A 19,987-nucleotide genomic window follows, 5' to 3' on the forward strand; every position below is an offset into this window, starting at 1 on the left:
CGGGCGGTGGGCCAGGGTGCTCCGCTAGCGTGCGGGCGTGCCGGACACCACGCCCCCTCCTCGCGCCCTGGCCCACGGCATCGCGGGCGGGCTGGTCCTGATGGCCGTCTTCACCGCTTGGTGGTCCAGTGACTCGCTCTACGCCGGCCACCGGCCCGCAGCGGTCGCGTTCACCGCGCTGGGTGCGGCGGCGGCGGTGGTGTTCCTGGTGCAGGCCGTCCGGCTGGTCCGGGCCGGGCGCTCGATGCCCCGGGAGCTCGACGCCGTCGACCAGGAGCACCGGCGTCGCAGCGGGCGCACCTTCGGGATCGTCTTCGCCGCCGAGGGGTTGCTGATCGGTGTCGCCGCGGGGGTGCTGAACGGCACCGGGCACGCGGAGTACGTGCTCCCGGTCATCGCGCTGATCGTCGGGCTGCACTTCTACCCGATGGCGTGGGTGTTCCAGCGCCGCCTGGACCTGTGGCTGGCGACGTGGGTGACCCTCGTCGGCGTCGTGGGCGTCCTCGCGCTGAGCGCGGCCTCGCGCGACCAGGTGTGGGCCTGGGTGGGTGTCGCCACGGCGCTGGCGACCGCGAGCTACGGGACGTACATGGTTCACTACGGAAACCGGTTGCTGCGCAGCGTCTGAGGGACCCTCGCCCGGTCGGCGGAGTCTCCACGGGTCCGCGCTGGCAGGGTGGGGCCGTGTCACGCCCCGACCTCACCGGACTGCAGCCGGTCTACCGCGTCCACCTGGGGCGAGCGCTGCGATGGGTCGTCACCGGGGCCGTCGCCCTGATCGCAGCGAGCACGGTCCACCGGTTGCTGAACCACCCCGACGGCTGGGACGTCGGGCTCGCGGTGGGACAGGTGGTCGTCTTCGGCTCACTGCTCCTCCAGCAGTGGCGCCGACCGGACGCCGTGTTCGTCCTCGAGGACGGGCTGGTGTGGCAGCAGTCCTTCCGGCGCCGGACGGCGGTCCCGTGGCACGACGTCCGTGAGGTCCGGCCGGGCAGCCGTCGGAAGGGCTACAGCTCCGCCGTCCTCGCGAACGGCCGGAGGCTCCCACTGGTCGCGATGCCCCTCCCCGACGCACGACACCTGGCGGACGCCCTGACCGCCTCCCGCTGACCGGGTCGTCGGCGGCGAGGGGCCGCCGGAACCGTTGCACGCGTCCGCGGTGGGGAGCGGCGACCACACGGCGGGTGCCACGATCGCGGGGTGAGCGCCGGGACGCAGGAGTTCTGGGACGAGCAGGCCGCGGACTTCGACGACGAGGCCGACCACGGTTTGCGGGACCCGGCGGTCCGGGCGGCGTGGGCGGAACTCCTGCTGCCGTTGCTGCCTCCCGCCCCGTCCCGCGTCGCCGACCTCGGCTGCGGCACCGGGAGCCTGTCGGTCCTGGTGGCCGGCGCCGGCCACGACGTCCTCGGGGTGGACCTGTCCCCCGCGATGGTCGCGCTGGCCCGCACGAAGGCAGCCGCGGCCGGCCTCGCGGTGGGTTTCGCCGTCGGGGACGCCGCCCGTCCTCCGCTCGCGCCCGGCTCGCTCGACGTCGTCGTGGCCCGCCACGTGCTGTGGGCCTTCGACGACCCGGCCGCCGCCCTGGCGAGGTGGGTGGACCTGCTCGCGCCCGGCGGTCGGCTGCTGCTGGTCGAGGGCCGCTGGTCGACGGGGGCGGGGATCTCCGCCGAGGACTGCCGACGACTCGTCCTCGGAGTGCGCGAACAGGCCGACGTGCGGTCCCTGTCCGACGCGGCGCTCTGGGGGAAGGAGATCACCGACGACCGGTACCTGGTGAGCAGCTCGCGCTGACGGAGTCAGCGACGCCATCGCGGTGTCCACAGGCCGGTGTCGTCCCCACCCTGGGGATCGGTCTGTGGACGGGGACGGGGGTCGGTGCGGGGGTCGCTCAGGCTGGTCGGCATGTCGATCTCGCACCCCACCGACCTCCCGCCCGTGGTGACTCCCGCGGACCTCACCGACCGCTGGCGCCTCATCGCCGCGGACCTCCCGCCGAGCTCGGAGACCGCCACGGACCTGTGGGTCCAGGTCCTCGACGCGGACGGGCGGCAGCGGCCCCCGTTCGTCGTCGTCGAGGAGGTCCCGGTCCTCCCGGACCGGTCCTTCGCCGACAACCTCGCCGGGGTGCTGACGCACCTGCTGGAGGAGGAGACCGCCGGGATCGGGACGGTCGCCTTCGCCGTCGTCCGCGACGCCCCCGCCGGCGTGCACGCCGCCGACCTGTCCTGGTCGGCCGAGCTCACGGCGGCCGCCGCACGCGAAGGAGTGCGCGTGCTGGGGGTCCACCTCCTGGTGGGTGATGAGCTCACCCGGATCTCGTGAGCTCAGGCGGGTTGGGGCACCGGCGCGCCACGACGTGGCGGCCGGCGGACGGCCTCCTCCAGGGTGATCGCGCTGATCGCGTCGCAGAGTTCCGGCAGCGACTCGAGCACCTGCTCGGCCACCTCCAGCGGAACGGCCTGCGGCGACAGGATCGTCACGGTCACCTTGCCCTTGGCGCTGGGTCCCTGGGACACGAAGCACCCGGGAACGCGCTCGGAGATCCCCGAGATGAACCCGTTGAGGTCGCGGGTGCCGATCGGACGGATCGTCTCGATGGCCAGAACTGTCTTCATCGTGCTCCTCGGCGCCTCGTGCGGGTGGCCGCGACCCGCCGCCGGTCGGCAGGTCACCTGACACCCATCGGCACGCGTCACCCTCGGCCACACGTCGCGGGCCCAGATCACACCAGATGGCCCACGCCATCACCCTCCCGGACAGGCGACCACGCTCAGCGACGTGCGGGCGCGACCTCGGCCAGCAGCGCCAGCAACGACCGGTCGCTCCCGTGCGGGGCGAGCAGGCAGAGCCCGACGGGGAGCTCACCCACGCGACCCCACGGCAGTCCGAGGGCGGGGACACCGGTCTGGGAGGCCAGTGTGGAAAGTTGCAGCGTGCCGGCGCGGGCGGCCTCGAACTCCGCGGGCGTCGCGTCGAGCGCCGGGGCGGGGGTGGCCGTGCTGGGCAGGCCGAGGAACCCTTCGGCCAGCACCGCGTCCAGCCTCGCCCGGGTCCCCTCGACGACCTGGCGGGCGGCACGCACCTGCTCCGCGCCCACGTCGGCGCCGGCGCGGAACCGGGACTCGACCGGGGGCGAGAGCGCGCCGGGGTTGGCGGTGATGAAGGCGCCGTCGTTCGCCCACGCCTCGGCGGCCTGCACGGTGCGGAAGGCCGCCGTCCACGCCGACACCTCCGCCGGGGTGAAGTCGTCGGCGAGGTCCACGACGGGCAGACCGGTCTGGACGGCGAGCGCCGTGAGCGCCGCCTCCACGGCGAGGCGGGTGGGCTCGTCGGCGAGGCCCAGCAGGGTCGCGCTGCGCAGCAACGCCTGCGGGCGCTGCACGGCGGCCGGGGGCAGCAGCACATCGGCGGCGTCGGCGAGCAGGGCGGCGTCCCGGGCGAGCAGGCCGACGGTGTCGAAGGACTGCGCGAGCGGCAGGACGCCGCCGATGTCGACGAGTCCGTGGGTGGGCCGCCAGGCGTAGAGGGCGCTGAAGGAGGCGGGCACGCGCAGGGAGCCGGCGGTGTCGGTGCCGAGCCCGAGTCCCGCGGCGCCGGCGGCCACGGCGGCCGCGGAGCCGGAGGAGGACCCGCCGGGAACCCGGCCGGGGGCGGCGACGTTGCGGGGGGTGCCGTAGTGGGCGTTGGTACCCATGAGCGAGAACGCGAGCTCGTCGGTGTGGGCGATGCCGGCGACGACGGCGCCGGCGTCGAGGAGGCGCTGCAGGGCGGGGGCGTTGGCGTCCTCGACGGGTGCGAGGTCGAGCCAGCGCGGTACGCCCCCACCGATCCGCTGCCCGGCGACGGCGACGAGGTCCTTCACCGCGATCCTCACCCCGGCGAGGGGTCCGCTGCCGCTGCCGCGGACGAGGGGTTCGCCGTCGCCACCGGTGCGCCAGCGGGCCGGGTCGTCCTCGGGGTGGACGGGTGGGGTCGTGGGGGCGCCGGAGACGTGGGCGGCGGCCACCTGCCACCCCTGCTCGCCGAGGTGCCAGAGCTGGGTCTGCAGGCCACGACCGCCGTCGAGGCGGTCGGTCTCGGAGACGGTGAGGGCGTCGGTGGGCGAGCTCCAGCGGACGTGGACCCGGCGCAGCCAGCGGCGGGGCGCGCCGCCGCGGCGGGCGCGGAACGCCGAGATGGCGGCGTGCCCGACGACGGCGACCCCGCCCTCGGCGCGCAGGGTGGGGTCGCCGGGGGCGAAGAGCCGGTCGAGTTCCTCGAGGTCGTCCTCGTGCAGGGCCTTCTCGTAGGCCGCCGCGGCTGCGAGCAGCCCCGCCTCGTCGAACTCGCTCACGCGTCCTCCGTCGCTCGGTACCTGCCGGAACTGTCCCACGGGGCGGCGGGCAGGATCGGTGGGGTGGACACCATCACCGCCCAGGACGTGCACGACGCCGCGACCCGCATCACCGGCCGGATCCGCCGGACCCCCGTCCTGGGGATCGGCCCCGGACGGTGGCTGAAGCTGGAGCAGGTGCAGCACACCGGGTCCTTCAAGGCGCGGGGGGCGTTCAACCGGCAACTCGCGGCCCGCGAGCGGGGTGAGCTGGACCCCTCGCGGGGGATCGTCGCCGCCTCGGGCGGCAACGCGGGCCTGGCCCACGCCTACGCGGCGGCGCAACTCGGGGTCCCGGCGACGGTGTTCGTGCCGGAGACGGCACCGGCGGTGAAGGTGGCGCGGTTGGGTGCGCTCGGCGCGGACGTGCGGCTGGTGGGCAGCGAGTACGCCGTGGCCTACGAGGCGGCGGTCGGGTTCGCGGAGGCGAAGGGGGCGGTGTTCTGCCACGCCTACGACCAGCCGGAGATCGCGGCCGGCGCGGGGACGCTGGCGCTGGAACTGCTCGAGGACGTGCCGGACGTCGACACCGTCGTGGTGGCCGTCGGGGGTGGCGGGTTGTTCGCCGGGGTCGCCGCCGCGCTGGAGGGCCGGGTGCGGGTGGTGGCCGTCGAACCGGTCGGCGCCCCGACGTTGCACCGGGCGCTGGCGGCGGGTGAGCCGGTGGACGTCGCGGTGTCCGGGGTCGCCGCCGACTCCCTCGGCGCGCGCAGCGTCGGCGCCATCGCGTTCGACCTGGCGCAGCGGAGCGACCCGGTGAGCCTGCTCGTGGACGACGCGTCGATCACCGCCGCCCGCTCGGACCTGTGGTCGCGGTTCCGAGTCGTCGCCGAGCACGGGGCGGCCGCGGCGTGGGCCGGGGTGAGCGCCTACGGACCCGCCGAGGGCGAGCGGGTGGCCGTCGTGGTGTGCGGGGCGAACACCGACCCCTCGACCCTCTGAGCCTCGCCCCGCGCCACGGTCACTCGCAGGCGACGCCGTCGTGGTCGCGGTCGAGACCCGACCGGTAGCCGGGCTGACCGGAGTAGAGCGGGGCCGCCCCGTGCGCCCGGACGTCGGCGCAGTTCGCGTAGTAGACGGCCGCGGGTGGCGTGCTCGGCGGCGGCGGCGGCGGGGTGGGTGGTGGCGTGCTCGGCGGCGGGGTCGTGACCACCGGCACGGCGGGACCGGTCACGCGCGCGCCGGTCGAGGGGGACCACTCGACGTACCCGTGCTGGAAGTCCACCCGGCGCCCGCCGGCGATGCCGTACTCGTCGCTCGTCGGGTACCCGAGGAACCCGTTCTCGTACCCCGTCGACCCGTAGGCGCGGAGCAGGTCCCCGCAGAGCGCGTGCGCGCCCGAGGACGGCGACCAGTAGGCGACCCCGCCCTGGAACTGCTGGTAGACCCCGCCGTCACGGGACGGGAGTTCCTGCGACGTCGGGTAGCCCAGGCAGCCGTTCTCGTAGCCGAGGGTTCCGTAGAGGTCGCGAAAGGAACCCGACACGGTGTGCGCACCGGACGTGGGCGAGAAGTAGGCCACGCCGCCCTGGAACACCTGGAAGACCCCGCCGTCGCGGACCGGGACCTCCTGGCTCGTGGGGAAACCGAGGAACCCGCTCTCGTAGCCCAGGCTGCCGTACAACGCCAGGAACGCACCCGACACCGAGTGCGCGGCGCTCGCGGGAGACCAGTAGAGGGTCCCGCCCTGGTAGTTCTGGAACACGCCGCCACCACGCGTCCCCACCTCACCGGAGACCGGGTAGTGCAGGGGACCGTTCTCGAAACCCGTCGAGGCCCACAGGTCGCGGAAGGAACCCGAGACGTCCCACGCTCCCGAGGCCTGGCTGTAGTAGATGGCGCCACGCTGGAAGGTGGAGAACCTGCCCCGGCCGTCGGCCGTCGGGAGTTCGCACCCGGTCACGGCCCCGAGGGCACCGGGTGTGCCGCCGAGCGCGGCGTAGCGGTCCGCGACGGGACCCGTCAGGCAGTCCGCCGCCGAGGCCGGAGCCACTCCCTGGACGAGCGAACCCGTCAGCGCCAGCAACCCCATCGTCGCCGCCAGTACCTCGCGCACGCGGTGCACTCCCTCACACATGACGCTGAGCGGTCTCTCAGCTACTCATCGCACTCTAGAACTCCGTGGTCGCGGTGTCCGGCGAACGGGCCGAGGAGGAACGGACGAGTTCGTCGACGGCGTCGAGACCGCCGGCGACGGCTATCTCGTCCCGCAGGCGGGCGGCGGCCCGGCGGAACCGGGGTTCTCCGAGGACGCGGCCGACGGCGTCGTCGATCCGCCGCGGCGACGGGTGGTCGGTGCGCAGGTCGATCCCGGCGCCGGACCAGGCGACCCGCGCGGCGACCTCGGCCTTGTCCTCGGTGCGCCCCGCGACGACGAGCGGCACCCCGTGCGCGAGGGCCTGGGTGACCGTCCCGTAGCCGCCGTTGGTGACCAACGCCGACACCTTCGACAGGAACGTCGAGTAGTCGAGGAAGCTCGCCGTCCGGACGTTGTCCGGGACCTCGCCCAACGCCTCCCGCAGTTCCGCCTCCGGTCGTCCGCCCGCGGTGAGGACGACGAGCACGGGCCGCTCGGCGAGGGCCCGCACCGCCGGGACGAGGAGGCGGGCGAAGTCCCCGTTCGCCACCGTCCCCTGGGTGACGTGCACGACGGGGCGGCCGTCGTCGAGGTCGTCCCACCACTCCGGCAGGGGCAGGTGCGCAGCGGGAGTCGGCAACGGACCGACGAACCGCACGGTCAGGGGCAGGCCGGGGCGCGGGTACTCCAGACCGGGCGGGCCCAACTGCAGGACGGCGTCCATCGTCAACGGCGCGTCGAACATCGACGTCGCCGGGACCCGGCCGGTGAGCCGGCGGAACTCCTCCACGAGCAGTCGCTGCGGGCTCGCGAAGACCCACCGGTCGATGAGCTGCTTCAGCGCCGCGTTGCGCATCCGGACGAGCGGTCCGCGCCCGGGCGCCAGACCCAGCCCGTAGGGCGCGGTGCCGCCGCCCTCGACGGGCAGCGGACTGATCCCCAGCAGCAGGACGCGCGGACGGTCCTCGCGCACGATGAGCGGGTAGGCGCCCATGAACAGCAGTTCGGTGATGAGCACGTCGGCGGGTTCGTCGGCGAGCGCGGCCTCGACCGCGGCGAACTGCGGGCCGATGTAGCGCACGAACCGCGTCTCGAGGTCGTGGCCGAGGGCCTGCGGACCACTGCTGCCGGGACGCCGCTCGGGGTGGTCGAGGTCGCCCGCGTAGGCGTGCGCGGGGAGTTCCAGGAAGTCGGCGCCGGCCCGCTCGACCCGGTCGCGGTAGGCCGCCCCCGTGAGGACGCGGACCCGGTGACCGCGGCGCACGAGGTCCGCCGCGACGGCCACGACCGGCCCCAGGTGCCCCTGGACGGGAAGGCTGGTCAGCAGGACGGAGGCCACCCCAAGAGCCTTCTCACTCGCCGAGGTCGGGTCAAGGGCCCCGACGTGGAAGAGTTCTCGGGTCCATCGTCGGCAGATGTCGGCAACGTCAGTCAGTACCCGAGGAGCACCGTGCCGGACCGATCCCCCCTCGTCGTCGTGATCACCACCGGCGGGACGATCGCCAGCACCGTCGACGGGGACGGCGTGAGCAGTCCCACCCTGGGCGGCGCCGACCTGCTCGGGTCCGCGGCCGAGGAGCTCGGGGTCCGGGTGCGCGTCGTCGAGGCGCTGCGCGTGGACTCCTCCACGATCACGCTGGCCCAGGCGTGGACGATCCGCACGCGGGTGGCGGAGGCCCTGGCCGACCCCGCCGTCGACGGCGTCGTGGTGCTGCACGGCACCGACTCCCTGGAGGAGACCGGGTACCTGCTGGACCTGCACCACGACGACCCGCGTCCGGTCGTCCTCACCGGTTCGCAGCGCACCGCCGACCACCCCGAACCCGACGCCCCCGCCAACGTGGCCGAGGCGTTGCGGCTCGCGGTCGACGCGCGGGCCCGAGGCCGGGGGGTGCTCGTCGCGTTCGGCGGCCGGGTGCACGCCGCGGCGGGCCTCGCCAAGCGCCACACCACCGACCTCGACGCGTTCTGGGCGCCCGACGGGGCGCTCCCCCGGGCCGTCGCGGCCACCGGCACCGGCGACTGGCCCCGGGTCGACGTCGTCGCCGTCTCCCCCGGCACGGACGGCGCGCTGGTCGACGCCGTCCGCGGGCTGGGTGGGCGCGGGATCGTGCTGCAGGGTCTGGGGTCCGGCAACGCGACGACGGACGTCGTGGCGGCCGTGGCGCGCGCGGTCGCGGCCGGCGTGGGTGTCGTCGTGACGACCCGGGTGCCCATCGGCCCGGTCGCCTCCAGCTACGGCGCGGGCGGCGGCGGGTCGGAACTCGCCGCGGTGGGCGCCGTCCCCGCCGGGCGGTTGCGGTCCGGGCAGGCGCGGGTCCTGCTGGCGACACTGTTGCGCTCCGGCAGCGGCGACCTCGCCCGGGAGTTCGCGCGGCGCGGTTGATCGCGATCGGAGAAGCCCTCCGTTCCCGCTCCCCGCTAGCGTTGGCGTGGAACCGACGGGGCGAGGGACGGGGACACGATGGCCAGGGTCACGAAGCAGGCCGCGACGAAGGCCGGGACGGAACCCGCCGCGGACACCCACGACGTCATCCGGGTGCACGGGGCCCGGGAGAACAACCTCCAGGACGTCAGCGTCGAGATCCCCAAGCGCCGGCTGACGGTGTTCACCGGGGTGTCGGGCTCCGGCAAGAGTTCGCTGGTGTTCGGGACGATCGCGGCGGAGTCGCAACGCCTCATCAACGAGACCTACAGCGCCTTCGTCCAGGGTTTCATGCCGACGATGGCCCGTCCGGACGTCGACGTCCTCGAGGGTCTGACGACGGCTATCATCGTCGACCAGCAGCGCATGGGCGCCGACAGCCGGTCCACCGTGGGGACGGCGACGGACGCGAACGCGATGCTGCGGATCCTCTTCAGCCGCCTCGGGGAACCCCGCATCGGATCGCCGCAGGCGTTCTCGTTCAACGTGGCCTCGGTCTCGGGTTCGGGCGCGGTCACCGTGCAGAAGGGCGCCGCGACGAAGGCCGTGAAGGCCGTGAAGGCCGTGAAGGCCGTGAAGGCCGTGAAGGCCGTGAAGGCCAGCTTCTCCCGCACCGGGGGGATGTGCCCGCGGTGCGAAGGCCTGGGCAACGTCTCCGACCTGGACCTCTCGCAGCTCTACGACGCGTCCAAGTCCCTCAACGAGGGCGCGCTGACGATCCCCGGCTACAGCGTCGACGGCTGGTACGGGCGGATCTTCAGCGGCTGCGGGTTCTTCGACCCGGACAAGCCGATCGCGAAGTTCACCAAGAGGGAGTCGCACGACCTCCTCTACCGGGAACCCACGAAGATCAAGGTCGACGGCATCAACCTCACCTACGAGGGTCTGGTCCCGAAGATCCAGAAGTCGATGCTGTCCAAGGACGTCGACTCGCTGCAGCCGCACATCCGCGCCTTCGTCGAACGCGTCGCGACGTTCGCAGTCTGTCCGGAGTGCGAGGGGACCCGGCTCAGCGAAGGCGCCCGCTCGTCGAGGATCGACGGCGTCAGCATCGCCGACGCCTGCCGGATGCAGATCAGCGACCTCGCCGGGTGGGTCCGCGGGATCACCGACCCCTCCGTCGCACCGCTGCTGGAGACCCTCACGGGAACCCTCGACTCGTTCGCCGCGATCGGGTTGGGCTACCTGTCGCTGGAACGCCCGTCGGGGACGTTGTCCGGGGGCGAGGCGCAGCGGGTGAAGATGGTGCGGCAGCTGGGTTCCGCCCTGACCGACGTCACGTACGTGTTCGACGAACCCACCACGGGGTTGCACCCGCACGACATCGCGAACATGAACGACCTGCTGCGGCAGTTGCGGGACAAGGGGAACACCGTCCTCGTCGTCGAGCACAAACCCGAGACGATCGCGATCGCCGACCACGTCGTCGACCTCGGTCCCGGGGCCGGCACCGGCGGTGGCCGGGTGTGCTTCGAGGGCAGCGTCGACGGTCTGCGCGCCAGCGAGACCGTCACCGGGAGGCACTTCGACGACCGGGCCCGGTTGAAGCCCACCGTCCGGACGTCGACGAGTTCGCTGCCGATCCGGGGCGCCTCGCAGCACAACCTCAAGGACGTCGACGTCGACGTCCCGCTCGGGATCCTCACCGTCGTCACCGGCGTCGCGGGATCGGGGAAGAGTTCCCTGATCCACGGTTCGCTGCCGCCGGGGGCGGACGTCGTGTCGGTGGACCAGGCGCCCATCCGGGGTTCGCGCCGCAGCAACCCCGCCACCTACACCGGGTTGCTGGAACCGATCCGCAAGGCGTTCTCGAAGGCGAACGGAGTGAAACCCGCCCTGTTCAGCGCGAACTCCGAGGGGGCGTGCCCGGCCTGCAACGGCGCCGGGGTGGTCTACACCGACCTCGCGATGATGGCCGGGGTGGCGACGACCTGCGTCGAGTGTGAGGGCCGCCGGTTCGACGACGCCGTGCTGGAGCACCTGTTCGCCGGGAAGAACATCGCCGAGGTCCTGGCCATGTCGGTCGCCGAGGCCGAGGAGTTCTTCGGCTCCGGGGACGCGCGGACCCCGGCGGCGCACGCGATCCTCGACCGGCTCGCCGACGTGGGGCTGGGGTACCTGACGCTGGGACAGCCGCTCACGACGTTGTCCGGCGGTGAACGTCAACGCCTCAAGCTCGCCGTGCACCTGGGCGGCAAGGGCGCGACCTACGTCCTCGACGAACCCACGACCGGCCTGCACCTCGCCGACGTCGAACACCTCCTGGGCCTGCTGGACCGGCTGGTGGACTCGGGGAAGTCGGTCATCGTCATCGAGCACCACCAGGCCGTCATGGCGCACGCCGACTGGATCATCGACCTCGGCCCCGGCGCCGGGCACGACGGCGGAACCGTCGTGTTCGAGGGGACCCCTGCGGAACTCGTCGCCGACGCCTCCACGTTGACCGGCCGCCACCTCGCGGCCTACGTGGGTTCCTGAGTCAGTCCTGCGGGGTCCGGCCGGCGAGCAGGGCCCCGCAGGACCAGTAGGCGAGGGCCGCGAGACCGCCCCAGGCCACGGACCCGAGGGCGAGGACGAAGGTGATGACCGCACCCCAGGACACCTCCCCGGTGCCCGCGCTCCCGTTCTGCTGGACGGCCACCGCGATGAACCCCAGCAGGACCCCGAGCACGGTGCCCGCGACGGCCGAGTTCTTCAGCCGGTCGAGGTTCCTCTCCACCGGGTTCGACCAGGCCGCGTCGTCGTCGGTCCAGCCGCGCTCACCGTCGAGTTCACTCATCGGGCCATCGTGGCGGGTCCGGGGAGTCGACGGGGCGGGAACGGCCAGGTCCGCGGCTGACGACGCAGAGGACGACCGCCGCCAGCGCGAGGACGACCGCGAAGAGTTGCGGAGCGGCTCCCGGAGCCCAGTCCACCCAGGTCGTGGGGGGCGAACCGTCCTGGGCCTCCGCGAGTTCACGCGCCGTCGGTTCTCCCAGCGCCGCCCACGCCGAGAGGGTGGCGGTGGCCGCCGTCCACAGCGCGCACGCCAGGCCCAGCGCGGCGACCGCCCACCGCGCCCCGGGCGCGACCAGCCAGCCGGGCCGGCGGCTCGCGACGACCCCGGCCAGGACCACGACGGCGACGGCGGTCAGGGGCCCGGCGGAACCCACGGTCGACAGCGACTCGACGAGCTCCCACCGGTCGGAGAAGACCGCAGAGGGGTAGCCCGGACCCGCCAGGTACGGCGCCATCACCGACGCGTCGGCCCGGAGGTGCTGCACCGAGGCCACCGCGAGGAACAGCGGCAGCGCGGCCGTCCCGAGCAGGACCCAGAAGACCCACGACCACCGGTCGCCCCGGTCGTCCGGCTCGAGGTCCTCGTCGAGCGGGGACGGGACGTCGTAGCTCATGCGCCGGGCCGGCGGTAGTGGGCGTACTCCTCGGCCGTCGGGCGGGGGAACGCCGCCGGGAGTTCGACGACGACGGGCTCCCGCTCCTCCGGTGCCTCCTCGTCGGCCGCGCCCACCTCCTCGGCGTCGACCACGACGAGCGCGGGCTCCGGTTCGCCGGGGTCGTCGGCCGCCGCGCGGTCCGGCTCCACCCGCGGGGCGGGAGCACCCAGCAGCACGACGCCGACCACCACCCCGAACACCACGACCGTCCCCAGCGCCGACAGCGGCCACGCGATGTCGAGCAGGGTCGACGTCGTCGAGTACCAGCGCCGGTCGTCCTGCGGGACCTGCAACCGGAGGACGTCCACGACGAAGACCACGGCCGCGCACAGGGCGGACAACGCCCCCGCCCCGACCGCCAGCCGGAGGCAGCCGCGGTGCAGCGGCCACCGCCGTCCCCCCGCGAGGTGCAGGGCCGCGACCACGACGCAGACCGCCACGGAGGCCAGCAGCAGCCGGTCCGGCGGGGCGGTGTAGTCGAGGACGCTCCACCGGTCCCAGAAGGAGATGTCCGGTTGCAGCGACGTCGACTCGTTCCCGGACCCGTCGGAGGTGTAGCTCAGGAAGTAGTTCCGGTCCCGCGCGCCGCTGAGCACGCGCTGGTCGACCACCAGGAGCAGGACGGGCAGCAGGGCGGCGACGACGGCGAGCGCCCACGCCACGACGTGCAGCCCGAGCGGCGTCTTGGGCGGGTCGTGGATCTCCTGGGACACCCTCCGACCCTAGTGATCGTCGGTGGCGAACGGGCCGCTCCGCGGAACTCGACTCAGTCGGTCGCGGGTTCCCCACCGCTCGCCCTCCGAGGCCGGGTGGCGAGGCAGAGCCCGAGCGCCACGAGCGCGACGACGGCCGCGAGGAGCGTGAGGCCGGCCGCAGGGAGCCACTGCAGCGGGACCACCCGCAGGTACCCCTGCGCGTCGCCGTCCTGCTGCCGCGCCGTCGGCCCGCGGAACTCCGCCCAGGCGGACACCGCCGTCGTCCCGAGCGCCCACAGCGCGCACCCCGCGGCGAGCACTCCGACGGCGAGTCGCCGCCGGGCCACGACCAGCCACTCCGGTCGTCCGCTCACCGCGACCGCCGCGAGGACGAGCAGGGTGAACGCGCTGATCGCCGTGGGCCAGCTCAGGGGGTCGTAGGTCAGCAGCGTGCCCCAGCGGTCGGTGAAGACGGAGGGTGGACGCTGCAGGTCGCTGGCCTCCTCGACGACGTCGGGAGTGGTGAGGACCCGTTGCGCCGCAGCGACGGACAGGGCCAGCGGTGTCGCGGACGCGGTGAGGAGCAGCCAGAACACCCACGACCAGCGGGAGCCCGACCGTCCCGTCTCGACGTCGTCGAGCTCGTCGGGTCCGAGGGGTCCGAGGTCGGCGCTCATGCGCCGGGCCTGCGGTACCGGGCGTAGTCCTCCGCGCTCGGGCGGGGGAACGTGGCGGGGACCTCGACGGGTTCAGGCTCCACCGGCACCGGGGCCTGCGTGAGTTCCAGGGGTTCGTCGAGTTTCGCGGGTTCCTCGGAGTCTTCGGGGTCCTCGGCGTCGCGTTCGACGAACGGGAGGGGACCGCCCACGAGCACGATCACCGCGACCACCCCGAAGACGACGACCGCGACCATCGCCGACACCGGCAGGACCAGCTCCACCAGCCCCGTCGTCGGCGTGAAGTAGCCGCCGTCCTCCGGGGACCGCTGGGAGACGGCGACCGTGACCCCCAGCACCGCGAGCGCGACGAGGGCGGACACCGCACCTCCCGCGGCCGCCACCCACCGGCAGGGACGCGGCACCGGGAACCGGTTCCCCGCCGCGACGTGCACCGCCGCGACGAGGACGCAGACCGCCGTCGCGGCCAGCAGCACCCGGTCGATGGGGACGACGTAGGAGACGAGGGTCCACCGGTCCCAGAAGGTGACCCCGGGGGCCTCGGTGACGATCGAGCTGCCGTACTCGTCCGAGCTCGAACTGGTGAAGTACTGGGCGTCGAGGGCGCCGGCCAGCACGTGCTGGTACACCCCGACGGTCAGCACCGGCAGCGCCAGGCCCACGACGGCGAGCGCCCACACGGACACGGTCAGGGCACGCGGAGTGCGGGGCGGGTGCTCGACGGTCTCCTGCGACACCCTCCGACCCTAGTGATCCGGGGCGCTCGCAGGGGCGGCTCGGAGCAGAGCGCTGCGGAGCGGAGCGCGCACCCGTCACCATCGGGGGGTGCGGACGTGGAGGTTCCCGGCGGTGGGTCTGGTGACGTTGCCGGTGGCGGCGGCGTGTTCGGGCGGCGGCGGGTCCGCCGAACCGCCTGCCCCGGACACCCGCGGCTGGACGGCGCTCCCGGCCCCGCCGGTCCGGGCCCCGGTGCTGCGGCGCGGTCAGGCCGCGGTGTGGACGGGCACGGAGGCGCTGGTCTGGGGTGGACTGCCGGTCGGGACCGACGGCTGCTCCTCCACCCCGCAACCCGACGGGGCGGCGTGGGACCCGGGGACGACGACCTGGACGGCCATGGCGCCGTCGCCCATCGGCCCCCGGCAGGACGCCGACCTGCTCTGGACGGGCAGCGGCGCCGTGCTGGTAGGTGGCCGTGATCCCCTGGCGGAGTGCGAGAGCCGGCCGGGGGACGCGCGGAGCAGCGCGCTGTTCACGCCCGGTCCCGCCGGCGGTCGCTGGACGAGGCTGCCCGACCTGCCGTGGCCCGCGGACGCCGCGGTGGCGACGAGCGCGTGGGCCGGCGACCAGGTGCTGGTGTGGTCGCCGGCGCAGGGCGGGTGGAGTCTGCGGCCGGGTGATCCGGCCTGGACGGCGCTGCCCGCACCGGCTGCGGAGGTGACCAGGCCGGGGGGCGAGAACGCCTCCGCGAGCGCCCACAGCGTGTGGACGGGTGCGGAGTGGATGGTGTGGTCCAGCGAGACGTCCACCGCGGGGACGGTCGAGGCCGGGCTGGCCTTCGACCCGGCGACGGGCGCGTGGCGGGACGTCGCCGTCGGGCCCGTCCTCGTGCCGGGCAGCGACGTGGTCTGGACGGGGACGCAGGTCCTGGCCTACGACCCGCTCGCCGGGGCGCTGGCCTACGACCCCTCGAGCGACCGGTGGCACCGGGGCGCGGACGGGCCGATCCCGCTGCTGGGCAGCGGAACCGGGAAGGGTGGACCGGTCGTGGTCTGGGCCGGGACCCGGTTGCTGGTGTGGGGTGGCGCGCGCGAGCGGGACCTGGGCCGGTGCACCGACGGCGACGGCTCGGACGACCACTCGTCGGACTACGGCGGCGTCTGCAACCCCGCGACCGGTCCGCTGGGCGCGGCCTACGACCCGGCCGCGGACGAGTGGACGGAGATCACCGACGGTCCCTGGCCGCGCCGGACGGAGACCGCGGCGGTGTGGACGGGTCGCGAACTGCTGCTCGCCGGGGGGATCGACCTGGAGGTGGAACGCGGCGGGCGGCCCCGTCCCTACCCCGACGTGCCCGCGGAGGCGGTGGTGACGTTCACCCCTCCCGCGTGACCCGGGGCGGCGCTGCCGTCACCGACGCGCGAGCAGGTCCTCCAGCGCCCCGTCCAGGTGCGGGTGGGTGAAGCGGAACTCGGCGGCGGTGAGCTTCGCGGACACCGCCCGGCGGCCCGTGAGCCCGAGGGCGGGGTCGGTGCGGAGCAGCACGGCGCCCACGTGCAGCAGCGGCGCGGGGGTCGGCGGGGCCGGTGGGCGGTGCAGGACCCGGCGCAGGCTCCGCATGAGTTCGGCGTTGCGCACGGGGTTCGGGGCGGTGACCACGACCACGCCCTCGGGGGGCTCCTCGGAACCCAGGCACCAGGACACGACCCGCAGCCAGTCGTCGACGTGGATCCAGCTGAACCACTGCCGGCCGCTGCCGACCCGGCCGCCGAGGCCGATCCGGGTCAGCCACGCGAGCCGGTCCAGCGCGGGGGTCCCCCGGTCGAGGACGATGCTCGTCCGCAGCACCACCTGACGTCGGGCGTTGACCCCCGTGGCGGCGGATTCCCAGGCGGTGGCGACGCCCGCCATCTGGGGCGGGCCGTCAGCGGGCGGGGAGGACTCGGAGATCATGCGGTCCCCGGCGTCACCGTGGATGGCCAGCGTGCTGGCCTGCACCCACACGGAACGGGTTCGTCGAGGGTGGCCGCCGCGGCGGCCAGGGCGCGGGTCGGGTCGACGCGGGAGGAGGTGAGCAGGTCGACGTTCGCCGTGGTGGGGCGGCGGTCGACGAGTTCGCCGGCGAGGTTCACCACCGCGGCCCCTTCGAGTTCCCGCGCCCACGGGCCGAGCGTCCGCCCGTCCCAGCCGACCTGGCGGTGCGGACCGTCGACGGGTCGGCGGGTGAGGACGACGACCTCGTGACCCGCGTCGGTCAGGTGCGCGCTCAGGCGTCGACCCAGGGCGCCGGACCCGCCGGCGATGACGATCTTCACCACCGCAGGTTAGGGGAGGTGATCGGATGTGCGCACGACTGCGGAACCTCTGGACCCCCGTCGCTGCCGACGTCAGCGGGTCCGGACCACCGACGGGATCGACGCCTGCGTCGAGGGCGTCCACTGCGGGGGGGACCTGTTCCCCGTGGTCCGCGACGCGCTGACGGGCGGGGCCCGACGGTCGCTGCGAGTCGGGCGCGAGAACCGGCCACCCCGCGCCCGGACCCTCCCGAGGTGCTGTCCGACAGCAGGTCAGAGCGTGAAACGGCCGACCAGGGACTGCAGGTCGCTCGCGGCGCGGGACACGTCCGCGGCCGTGGTCGCGGTGTGCTGAGCGCTGGTGGTCGTCTGCTCCGCGGCCGCGGCGATGCCGGAGATGTTCGCGGAGATCTCCCGGGACCCGCCGGAGACCTCGGTGACGTTGCGGACCATCTCCGAGGTGGTGGCCGACTGCTCCTCCACCGCCGCCGCGATCGTGGACTGCAGCCCGTCGATGCTGGCGATGACCTCCCCGATCTGGGTGATCGCCTCGGCTGCGGCGTGGGCGTCGGCCTGGGTGGCGTTCACCTTGGCGACGATCTCCTCGGTGGCCCGGGCCGTCTGCTGCGCCAGTTCCTTGACCTCCCCGGCCACCACGGCGAATCCCTTGCCCATCTCCCCGGCCCGGGCCGCTTCGATGGTCGCGTTCAGCGCCAGCAGGTTCGTCTGCTCGGCGATGGTGGTGATGAGCTTGACCACGTCGCCGATCTCCCGGCTCGACGTGCCCAACCGCTCGATCGTCGCCCCGGCGTCGTCGGCCGCGGCGACCGCCGTCGCCGCGGTCTGGGAGGCCTGTGCGGTGGAGGTGGCGATCTCGTTGATGGCCGCGGTCATCTGCTCACCGGCGGCGGCGACGGTGCCGATGTTGGCGCTGATCTCCTCGGTCGCGGCGGAGACGACCTGGGCCTGGGCGGAGGACTCTTCCGCGCCGGAGGACAGCTGGGTGGCGACGGTGGTGAGCTCCTCCGAGGAGGCCGAGAGGCTGGTCGCGTTGTCGGTGATCTGGCGCACGAGGTCGCTGAGGTGGTCCAGGGAGGTGTTGGTGGCCTCGGCGAGCTGGCCGACCTCGTCCTCGCTCTCGTGCTGGATCCGCCGGTCCAGGCGCCCCTGGGCGAGTCCGCGCATGACGATGACAACCTCGGCCAACGGGATGGCGATGGAGCGGGCGATCACGACCGCGACGGCGACGGCGAAGAGCAACGATGCCGCGCCCAGCCCGATCATCAACGCCACCGCGGAGTGGTACGCGCTCGCTCCGGCGTCACGGGTCGCGGCGGCGGCCTTGTCCTCGGCGGCGCCCAACTGGTCCAGGACGGTGAGGACCTTGTCGGTCAGGGGGTCGAGGTTCTGGGCGCGGTAGGCGATGAACTCGCTGGGGTCGGTCAACTTGGCGGGGCCGATCGCGCCGGGGCGGGCCTGGTCCTGCTGGTCCAGCAGGTCCCGCGCGGTCTTGCGCAGCTCAGCCGGGGCTCCGGGACCGCTGGCTTCGTAGGCCTTCCAGGCCTTCTCACTCGTCTGGTCGTCACCGGTCATGGCCTGCTCGGCGGCCTGGGTGGAGGCGTCGTCCTCGGCGAGGGCGACGTTGGAGAGGTCCTGGTTCATCTGCAGGAAGCTGGCCTTGACGTCGTCGACGGCACTGACCGAGGCCATCGAGGAGGAGTACAGGTCGGACAGGTGGCCCTGCGCGGTCGCCAGGCGGGTCGTTCCCACGACGATGAGCACCACGAGCAGGACGCAGACGACGCCGAAACCGGCGAACAGCTTCGCCGCGACCTTCAGGTTGCGCAGAGTACGGATCATGACCGGGGACCTCCGACGTCGTCACCCGGTCGGGTGACCCGGTCCACGGTTGCCTCGACACCGCGACGGACGTCCTTGAGCGCCGGAGGAGTTCCATCGTGGCCCGACTACTCGCAGGCGGTGCCGTCCCCGTCGCCGTCGAGGTCGGTGCTGTACCCGGGGTCGCCGCGGTGCAGCGGGGCGGCCCCGGCGGCGCGGGCGGCGGCGCAGCTCGCGAACGCCACCGGGGGCGCAGAGGTGGCGGTCGCGGTGGAAGTGGCGGTCGAAGTGGCGGGGCAGTCGGCGAGGACCCCGGCCATGGCGTCCCGCTCGGCCGGGGTGACCCACAACCCGTACTTGGCCTTCACCTCCACCTGGCGCTGGACGTAGGTGCAGCGGTAACCCCGGTCCGGGGGGAGCCAGGTCGCGGCGTCACCGTCACCCTTGGCCGAGTTGGTCGGGCCGTCGACGGCGAGGAGTTCCAGCGGGTCGTTCGCGAACTCGACGCGCTTCGCGGCGTCCCAGGACCGTGCGCCCTTCTGCCAGGCGTCGGACAGCGCGACGACGTGGTCGATCTGCACGGCCTCGCTGGTGCCCTGACCGCGGGTGAAGGAGATCGTCGCGCCGCCGTAGGGGTCGTCGAGGGTTCCGGTGAGGACGACGCAGTCCTGCGTGCCGGGTTTGAACGTGACGTCGGTGAGGTCGCGGGCGAGGACGTCGTCACGGGTGTCGCAGCCGTTGTGGTCGGTGTCGACCCAGCCGTTGCCGAACTCCTCGCGGGAGTAGCCGGTCTTGGCGGCGCGGCCCTTCACGGTGAGGGCGTCGAGCGTGGGGTCGACCGGCGCGTCGTCCTTCGCGGTGCCGCACCCGGCGAGGAGGACGCCGGCCAACCCCAGCACGAGGACCCGTCGGACCCGTCGCACCCCCCGGTCACCGGCCCGTGCGCGGCGCACCGTGAGCCTCACGCGGGCCGGGGTCCGGGCGTGCGCAGGTGGCGCTGGCGCTCGGCGTAGTCGAGGACGTCCTCGAGACGGACCCGGCGGTGGGTCCCGGGTTTCGTGAACGGCAGGGCGCCGGACTCGAGCAACCGGACCATCGTGGGCCGGCTGACGCCGAGGACCTCCGCGGCCTCCTGGGTGGTGAGCAGGGCCTCGTGGGGGGTGAGCGTCACGGCCTCGCCGTGGGAGAGGGCGATCACGGCCTCGCGCAACGCGGCGGCGAGTTCCGCGGGCACCGCGGCGGAACGCCGTCCGATCTTGAGCACCAGGGGACTGTCCGGTTGCGCGGCAAGCAGTTCGGCGAGTCCGGTCAGCCCCTCGAGAGCGGGGCGGACGGTGACCTCAGCGCCGTGACAGGCGACGGTGGACGACACCTCGCCACGGTAACAGGATCGTCTCGAATCGAACAGAACGAAAGTTGGGGGTAGGCTGTGCGAACCGACCTGCCCCCCGATC

The 19,987-nt window shown here is 74.0% G+C and carries 22 protein-coding genes; 8 read left to right on the forward strand and 14 right to left on the reverse strand.

Annotated elements, in window-relative coordinates:
* Window positions 1-37: 37 nt before the first annotated feature.
* The 4 genes from SJY07_RS12750 to SJY07_RS12765 all read left to right on the forward strand — a co-directional run bounded on the left by SJY07_RS12750 (window position 38) and on the right by SJY07_RS12765 (window position 2,325).
* A complete protein-coding gene (locus SJY07_RS12750; RefSeq protein WP_380159560.1) occupies window positions 38-628 on the forward strand; it encodes a hypothetical protein in 591 nt (196 codons plus the stop codon).
* 56 nt (window positions 629-684) lie between these two features.
* A complete protein-coding gene (locus SJY07_RS12755; protein WP_380159562.1) occupies window positions 685-1,110 on the forward strand; it encodes a hypothetical protein in 426 nt (141 codons plus the stop codon).
* A 90-nt stretch (window positions 1,111-1,200) separates the two neighbouring features.
* The gene (locus SJY07_RS12760) at window positions 1,201-1,794 is read left to right on the forward strand and encodes a class I SAM-dependent methyltransferase (RefSeq protein WP_380159564.1); all 594 of its coding nucleotides are present in this window, start codon (window positions 1,201-1,203) and stop codon (window positions 1,792-1,794) included.
* A gap of 111 nt (window positions 1,795-1,905) precedes the next feature.
* Window positions 1,906-2,325: a hypothetical protein gene (locus tag SJY07_RS12765; RefSeq protein WP_380159566.1), complete on the forward strand. Its 420-nt coding sequence runs from the start codon at window positions 1,906-1,908 to the stop codon at window positions 2,323-2,325.
* Window positions 2,326-2,327: 2 nt separating this feature from the next.
* Here the strand turns inward: SJY07_RS12765 and SJY07_RS12770 are convergent, their stop codons facing one another.
* Both SJY07_RS12770 and SJY07_RS12775 read right to left on the reverse strand, forming a co-directional pair.
* Entirely contained in the window at window positions 2,328-2,618 is a 291-nt protein-coding gene (locus SJY07_RS12770; protein WP_328293862.1) for a hypothetical protein, read from the reverse strand.
* 155 nt (window positions 2,619-2,773) lie between these two features.
* Window positions 2,774-4,336: an AtzH-like domain-containing protein gene (locus tag SJY07_RS12775; protein ID WP_380159569.1), complete on the reverse strand. Its 1,563-nt coding sequence runs from the start codon at window positions 4,334-4,336 to the stop codon at window positions 2,774-2,776.
* Between the two features lie 63 nt (window positions 4,337-4,399).
* Between SJY07_RS12775 and SJY07_RS12780 the strand changes: the two genes are divergently transcribed.
* Entirely contained in the window at window positions 4,400-5,317 is a 918-nt protein-coding gene (locus SJY07_RS12780) for a threonine/serine dehydratase (RefSeq protein WP_380159571.1), read from the forward strand.
* Window positions 5,318-5,336: 19 nt separating this feature from the next.
* Here SJY07_RS12780 and SJY07_RS12785 read toward each other — a convergent pair whose 3' ends face one another.
* Together SJY07_RS12785 and SJY07_RS12790 are read right to left on the reverse strand one after the other, a co-directional pair.
* The gene (locus SJY07_RS12785) at window positions 5,337-6,431 is read right to left on the reverse strand and encodes an excalibur calcium-binding domain-containing protein (protein WP_380159573.1); all 1,095 of its coding nucleotides are present in this window, start codon (window positions 6,429-6,431) and stop codon (window positions 5,337-5,339) included.
* 55 nt (window positions 6,432-6,486) lie between these two features.
* Complete coding sequence (locus SJY07_RS12790; RefSeq protein WP_380159575.1) at window positions 6,487-7,791, reverse strand: glycosyltransferase; 1,305 nt, start codon at window positions 7,789-7,791, stop codon at window positions 6,487-6,489.
* 111 nt (window positions 7,792-7,902) lie between these two features.
* On the opposite strand from SJY07_RS12790, the gene SJY07_RS12795 reads away from it, so the two are divergent.
* Together SJY07_RS12795 and SJY07_RS12800 are read left to right on the forward strand one after the other, a co-directional pair.
* On the forward strand, window positions 7,903-8,838 hold the full coding sequence (locus tag SJY07_RS12795; RefSeq protein WP_380159577.1) for an asparaginase: 936 nt from the start codon (window positions 7,903-7,905) through the stop codon (window positions 8,836-8,838).
* Window positions 8,839-8,916: 78 nt separating this feature from the next.
* Window positions 8,917-11,355, forward strand: coding sequence for an ATP-binding cassette domain-containing protein (locus SJY07_RS12800; protein WP_380159579.1), 2,439 nt, complete (start codon window positions 8,917-8,919; stop codon window positions 11,353-11,355).
* A 1-nt stretch (window position 11,356) separates the two neighbouring features.
* Here SJY07_RS12800 and SJY07_RS12805 read toward each other — a convergent pair whose 3' ends face one another.
* Genes SJY07_RS12805 through SJY07_RS12825 form a run of 5 tightly spaced genes read right to left on the reverse strand, consistent with a single transcriptional unit; the run spans window position 11,357 to window position 14,420 of the window.
* Window positions 11,357-11,656 carry a hypothetical protein gene (locus tag SJY07_RS12805; protein WP_380159581.1) on the reverse strand — a complete coding sequence of 100 codons (300 nt, stop codon included), beginning with the start codon at window positions 11,654-11,656 and terminating at the stop codon, window positions 11,357-11,359.
* Window positions 11,649-12,269, reverse strand: coding sequence for a hypothetical protein (locus SJY07_RS12810; protein WP_380159583.1), 621 nt, complete (start codon window positions 12,267-12,269; stop codon window positions 11,649-11,651). The genes SJY07_RS12805 and SJY07_RS12810 overlap by 8 nt, the downstream gene beginning before the upstream one ends.
* Complete coding sequence (locus tag SJY07_RS12815; protein WP_380159585.1) at window positions 12,266-13,024, reverse strand: hypothetical protein; 759 nt, start codon at window positions 13,022-13,024, stop codon at window positions 12,266-12,268. Before SJY07_RS12815 ends, SJY07_RS12810 begins: the two co-directional genes overlap by 4 nt.
* A gap of 53 nt (window positions 13,025-13,077) precedes the next feature.
* Entirely contained in the window at window positions 13,078-13,683 is a 606-nt protein-coding gene (locus SJY07_RS12820; RefSeq protein WP_380159587.1) for a hypothetical protein, read from the reverse strand.
* The gene (locus SJY07_RS12825) at window positions 13,680-14,420 is read right to left on the reverse strand and encodes a hypothetical protein (protein WP_380159589.1); all 741 of its coding nucleotides are present in this window, start codon (window positions 14,418-14,420) and stop codon (window positions 13,680-13,682) included. Before SJY07_RS12825 ends, SJY07_RS12820 begins: the two co-directional genes overlap by 4 nt.
* Before the next feature lie 88 nt (window positions 14,421-14,508).
* Between SJY07_RS12825 and SJY07_RS12830 the strand changes: the two genes are divergently transcribed.
* Complete coding sequence (locus SJY07_RS12830; protein ID WP_380159591.1) at window positions 14,509-15,792, forward strand: hypothetical protein; 1,284 nt, start codon at window positions 14,509-14,511, stop codon at window positions 15,790-15,792.
* 18 nt (window positions 15,793-15,810) lie between these two features.
* On the opposite strand, the gene SJY07_RS12835 is transcribed toward SJY07_RS12830, so the two are convergent.
* The 5 genes from SJY07_RS12835 to SJY07_RS12855 form a co-directional block, all read right to left on the reverse strand.
* Complete coding sequence (locus SJY07_RS12835) at window positions 15,811-16,398, reverse strand: DUF1731 domain-containing protein (protein ID WP_380159593.1); 588 nt, start codon at window positions 16,396-16,398, stop codon at window positions 15,811-15,813.
* Window positions 16,350-16,715 (reverse strand): NAD-dependent epimerase/dehydratase family protein, encoded by a 366-nt coding sequence (locus SJY07_RS12840; RefSeq protein WP_380159595.1) that lies wholly within the window; start codon window positions 16,713-16,715, stop codon window positions 16,350-16,352. The genes SJY07_RS12835 and SJY07_RS12840 overlap by 49 nt, the downstream gene beginning before the upstream one ends.
* Before the next feature lie 252 nt (window positions 16,716-16,967).
* The gene (locus SJY07_RS12845; RefSeq protein ID WP_380159597.1) at window positions 16,968-18,554 is read right to left on the reverse strand and encodes a methyl-accepting chemotaxis protein; all 1,587 of its coding nucleotides are present in this window, start codon (window positions 18,552-18,554) and stop codon (window positions 16,968-16,970) included.
* A 107-nt stretch (window positions 18,555-18,661) separates the two neighbouring features.
* Window positions 18,662-19,498, reverse strand: coding sequence for a DUF1524 domain-containing protein (locus SJY07_RS12850; RefSeq protein WP_380159599.1), 837 nt, complete (start codon window positions 19,496-19,498; stop codon window positions 18,662-18,664).
* The gene (locus SJY07_RS12855) at window positions 19,495-19,905 is read right to left on the reverse strand and encodes a helix-turn-helix domain-containing protein (RefSeq protein WP_380159601.1); all 411 of its coding nucleotides are present in this window, start codon (window positions 19,903-19,905) and stop codon (window positions 19,495-19,497) included. Before SJY07_RS12855 ends, SJY07_RS12850 begins: the two co-directional genes overlap by 4 nt.
* Window positions 19,906-19,987 lie beyond the last annotated feature (82 nt).

Source organism: Kineococcus sp. R86509 (genome assembly GCF_042466365.1).
In the GTDB taxonomy this organism is placed as follows: Bacteria; Actinomycetota; Actinomycetes; order Actinomycetales; family Kineococcaceae; genus Kineococcus.

Excerpts from the sequence above, each read along its gene's own strand:
- SJY07_RS12765 (WP_380159566.1), top strand. The coding sequence starts at position 1,906 with ATGTCGATCTCGCACCCCACCGACCTCCCGCCCGTGGTGACTCCCGCG.
- SJY07_RS12845 (WP_380159597.1), bottom strand. The coding sequence starts at position 18,554 with ATGATCCGTACTCTGCGCAACCTGAAGGTCGCGGCGAAGCTGTTCGCC.
- SJY07_RS12800 (WP_380159579.1), top strand. The coding sequence starts at position 8,917 with ATGGCCAGGGTCACGAAGCAGGCCGCGACGAAGGCCGGGACGGAACCC.
- SJY07_RS12820 (WP_380159587.1), bottom strand. The coding sequence starts at position 13,683 with ATGAGCGCCGACCTCGGACCCCTCGGACCCGACGAGCTCGACGACGTC.
- SJY07_RS12805 (WP_380159581.1), bottom strand. The coding sequence starts at position 11,656 with ATGAGTGAACTCGACGGTGAGCGCGGCTGGACCGACGACGACGCGGCC.
- SJY07_RS12770 (WP_328293862.1), bottom strand. The coding sequence starts at position 2,618 with ATGAAGACAGTTCTGGCCATCGAGACGATCCGTCCGATCGGCACCCGC.
- SJY07_RS12810 (WP_380159583.1), bottom strand. The coding sequence starts at position 12,269 with ATGAGCTACGACGTCCCGTCCCCGCTCGACGAGGACCTCGAGCCGGAC.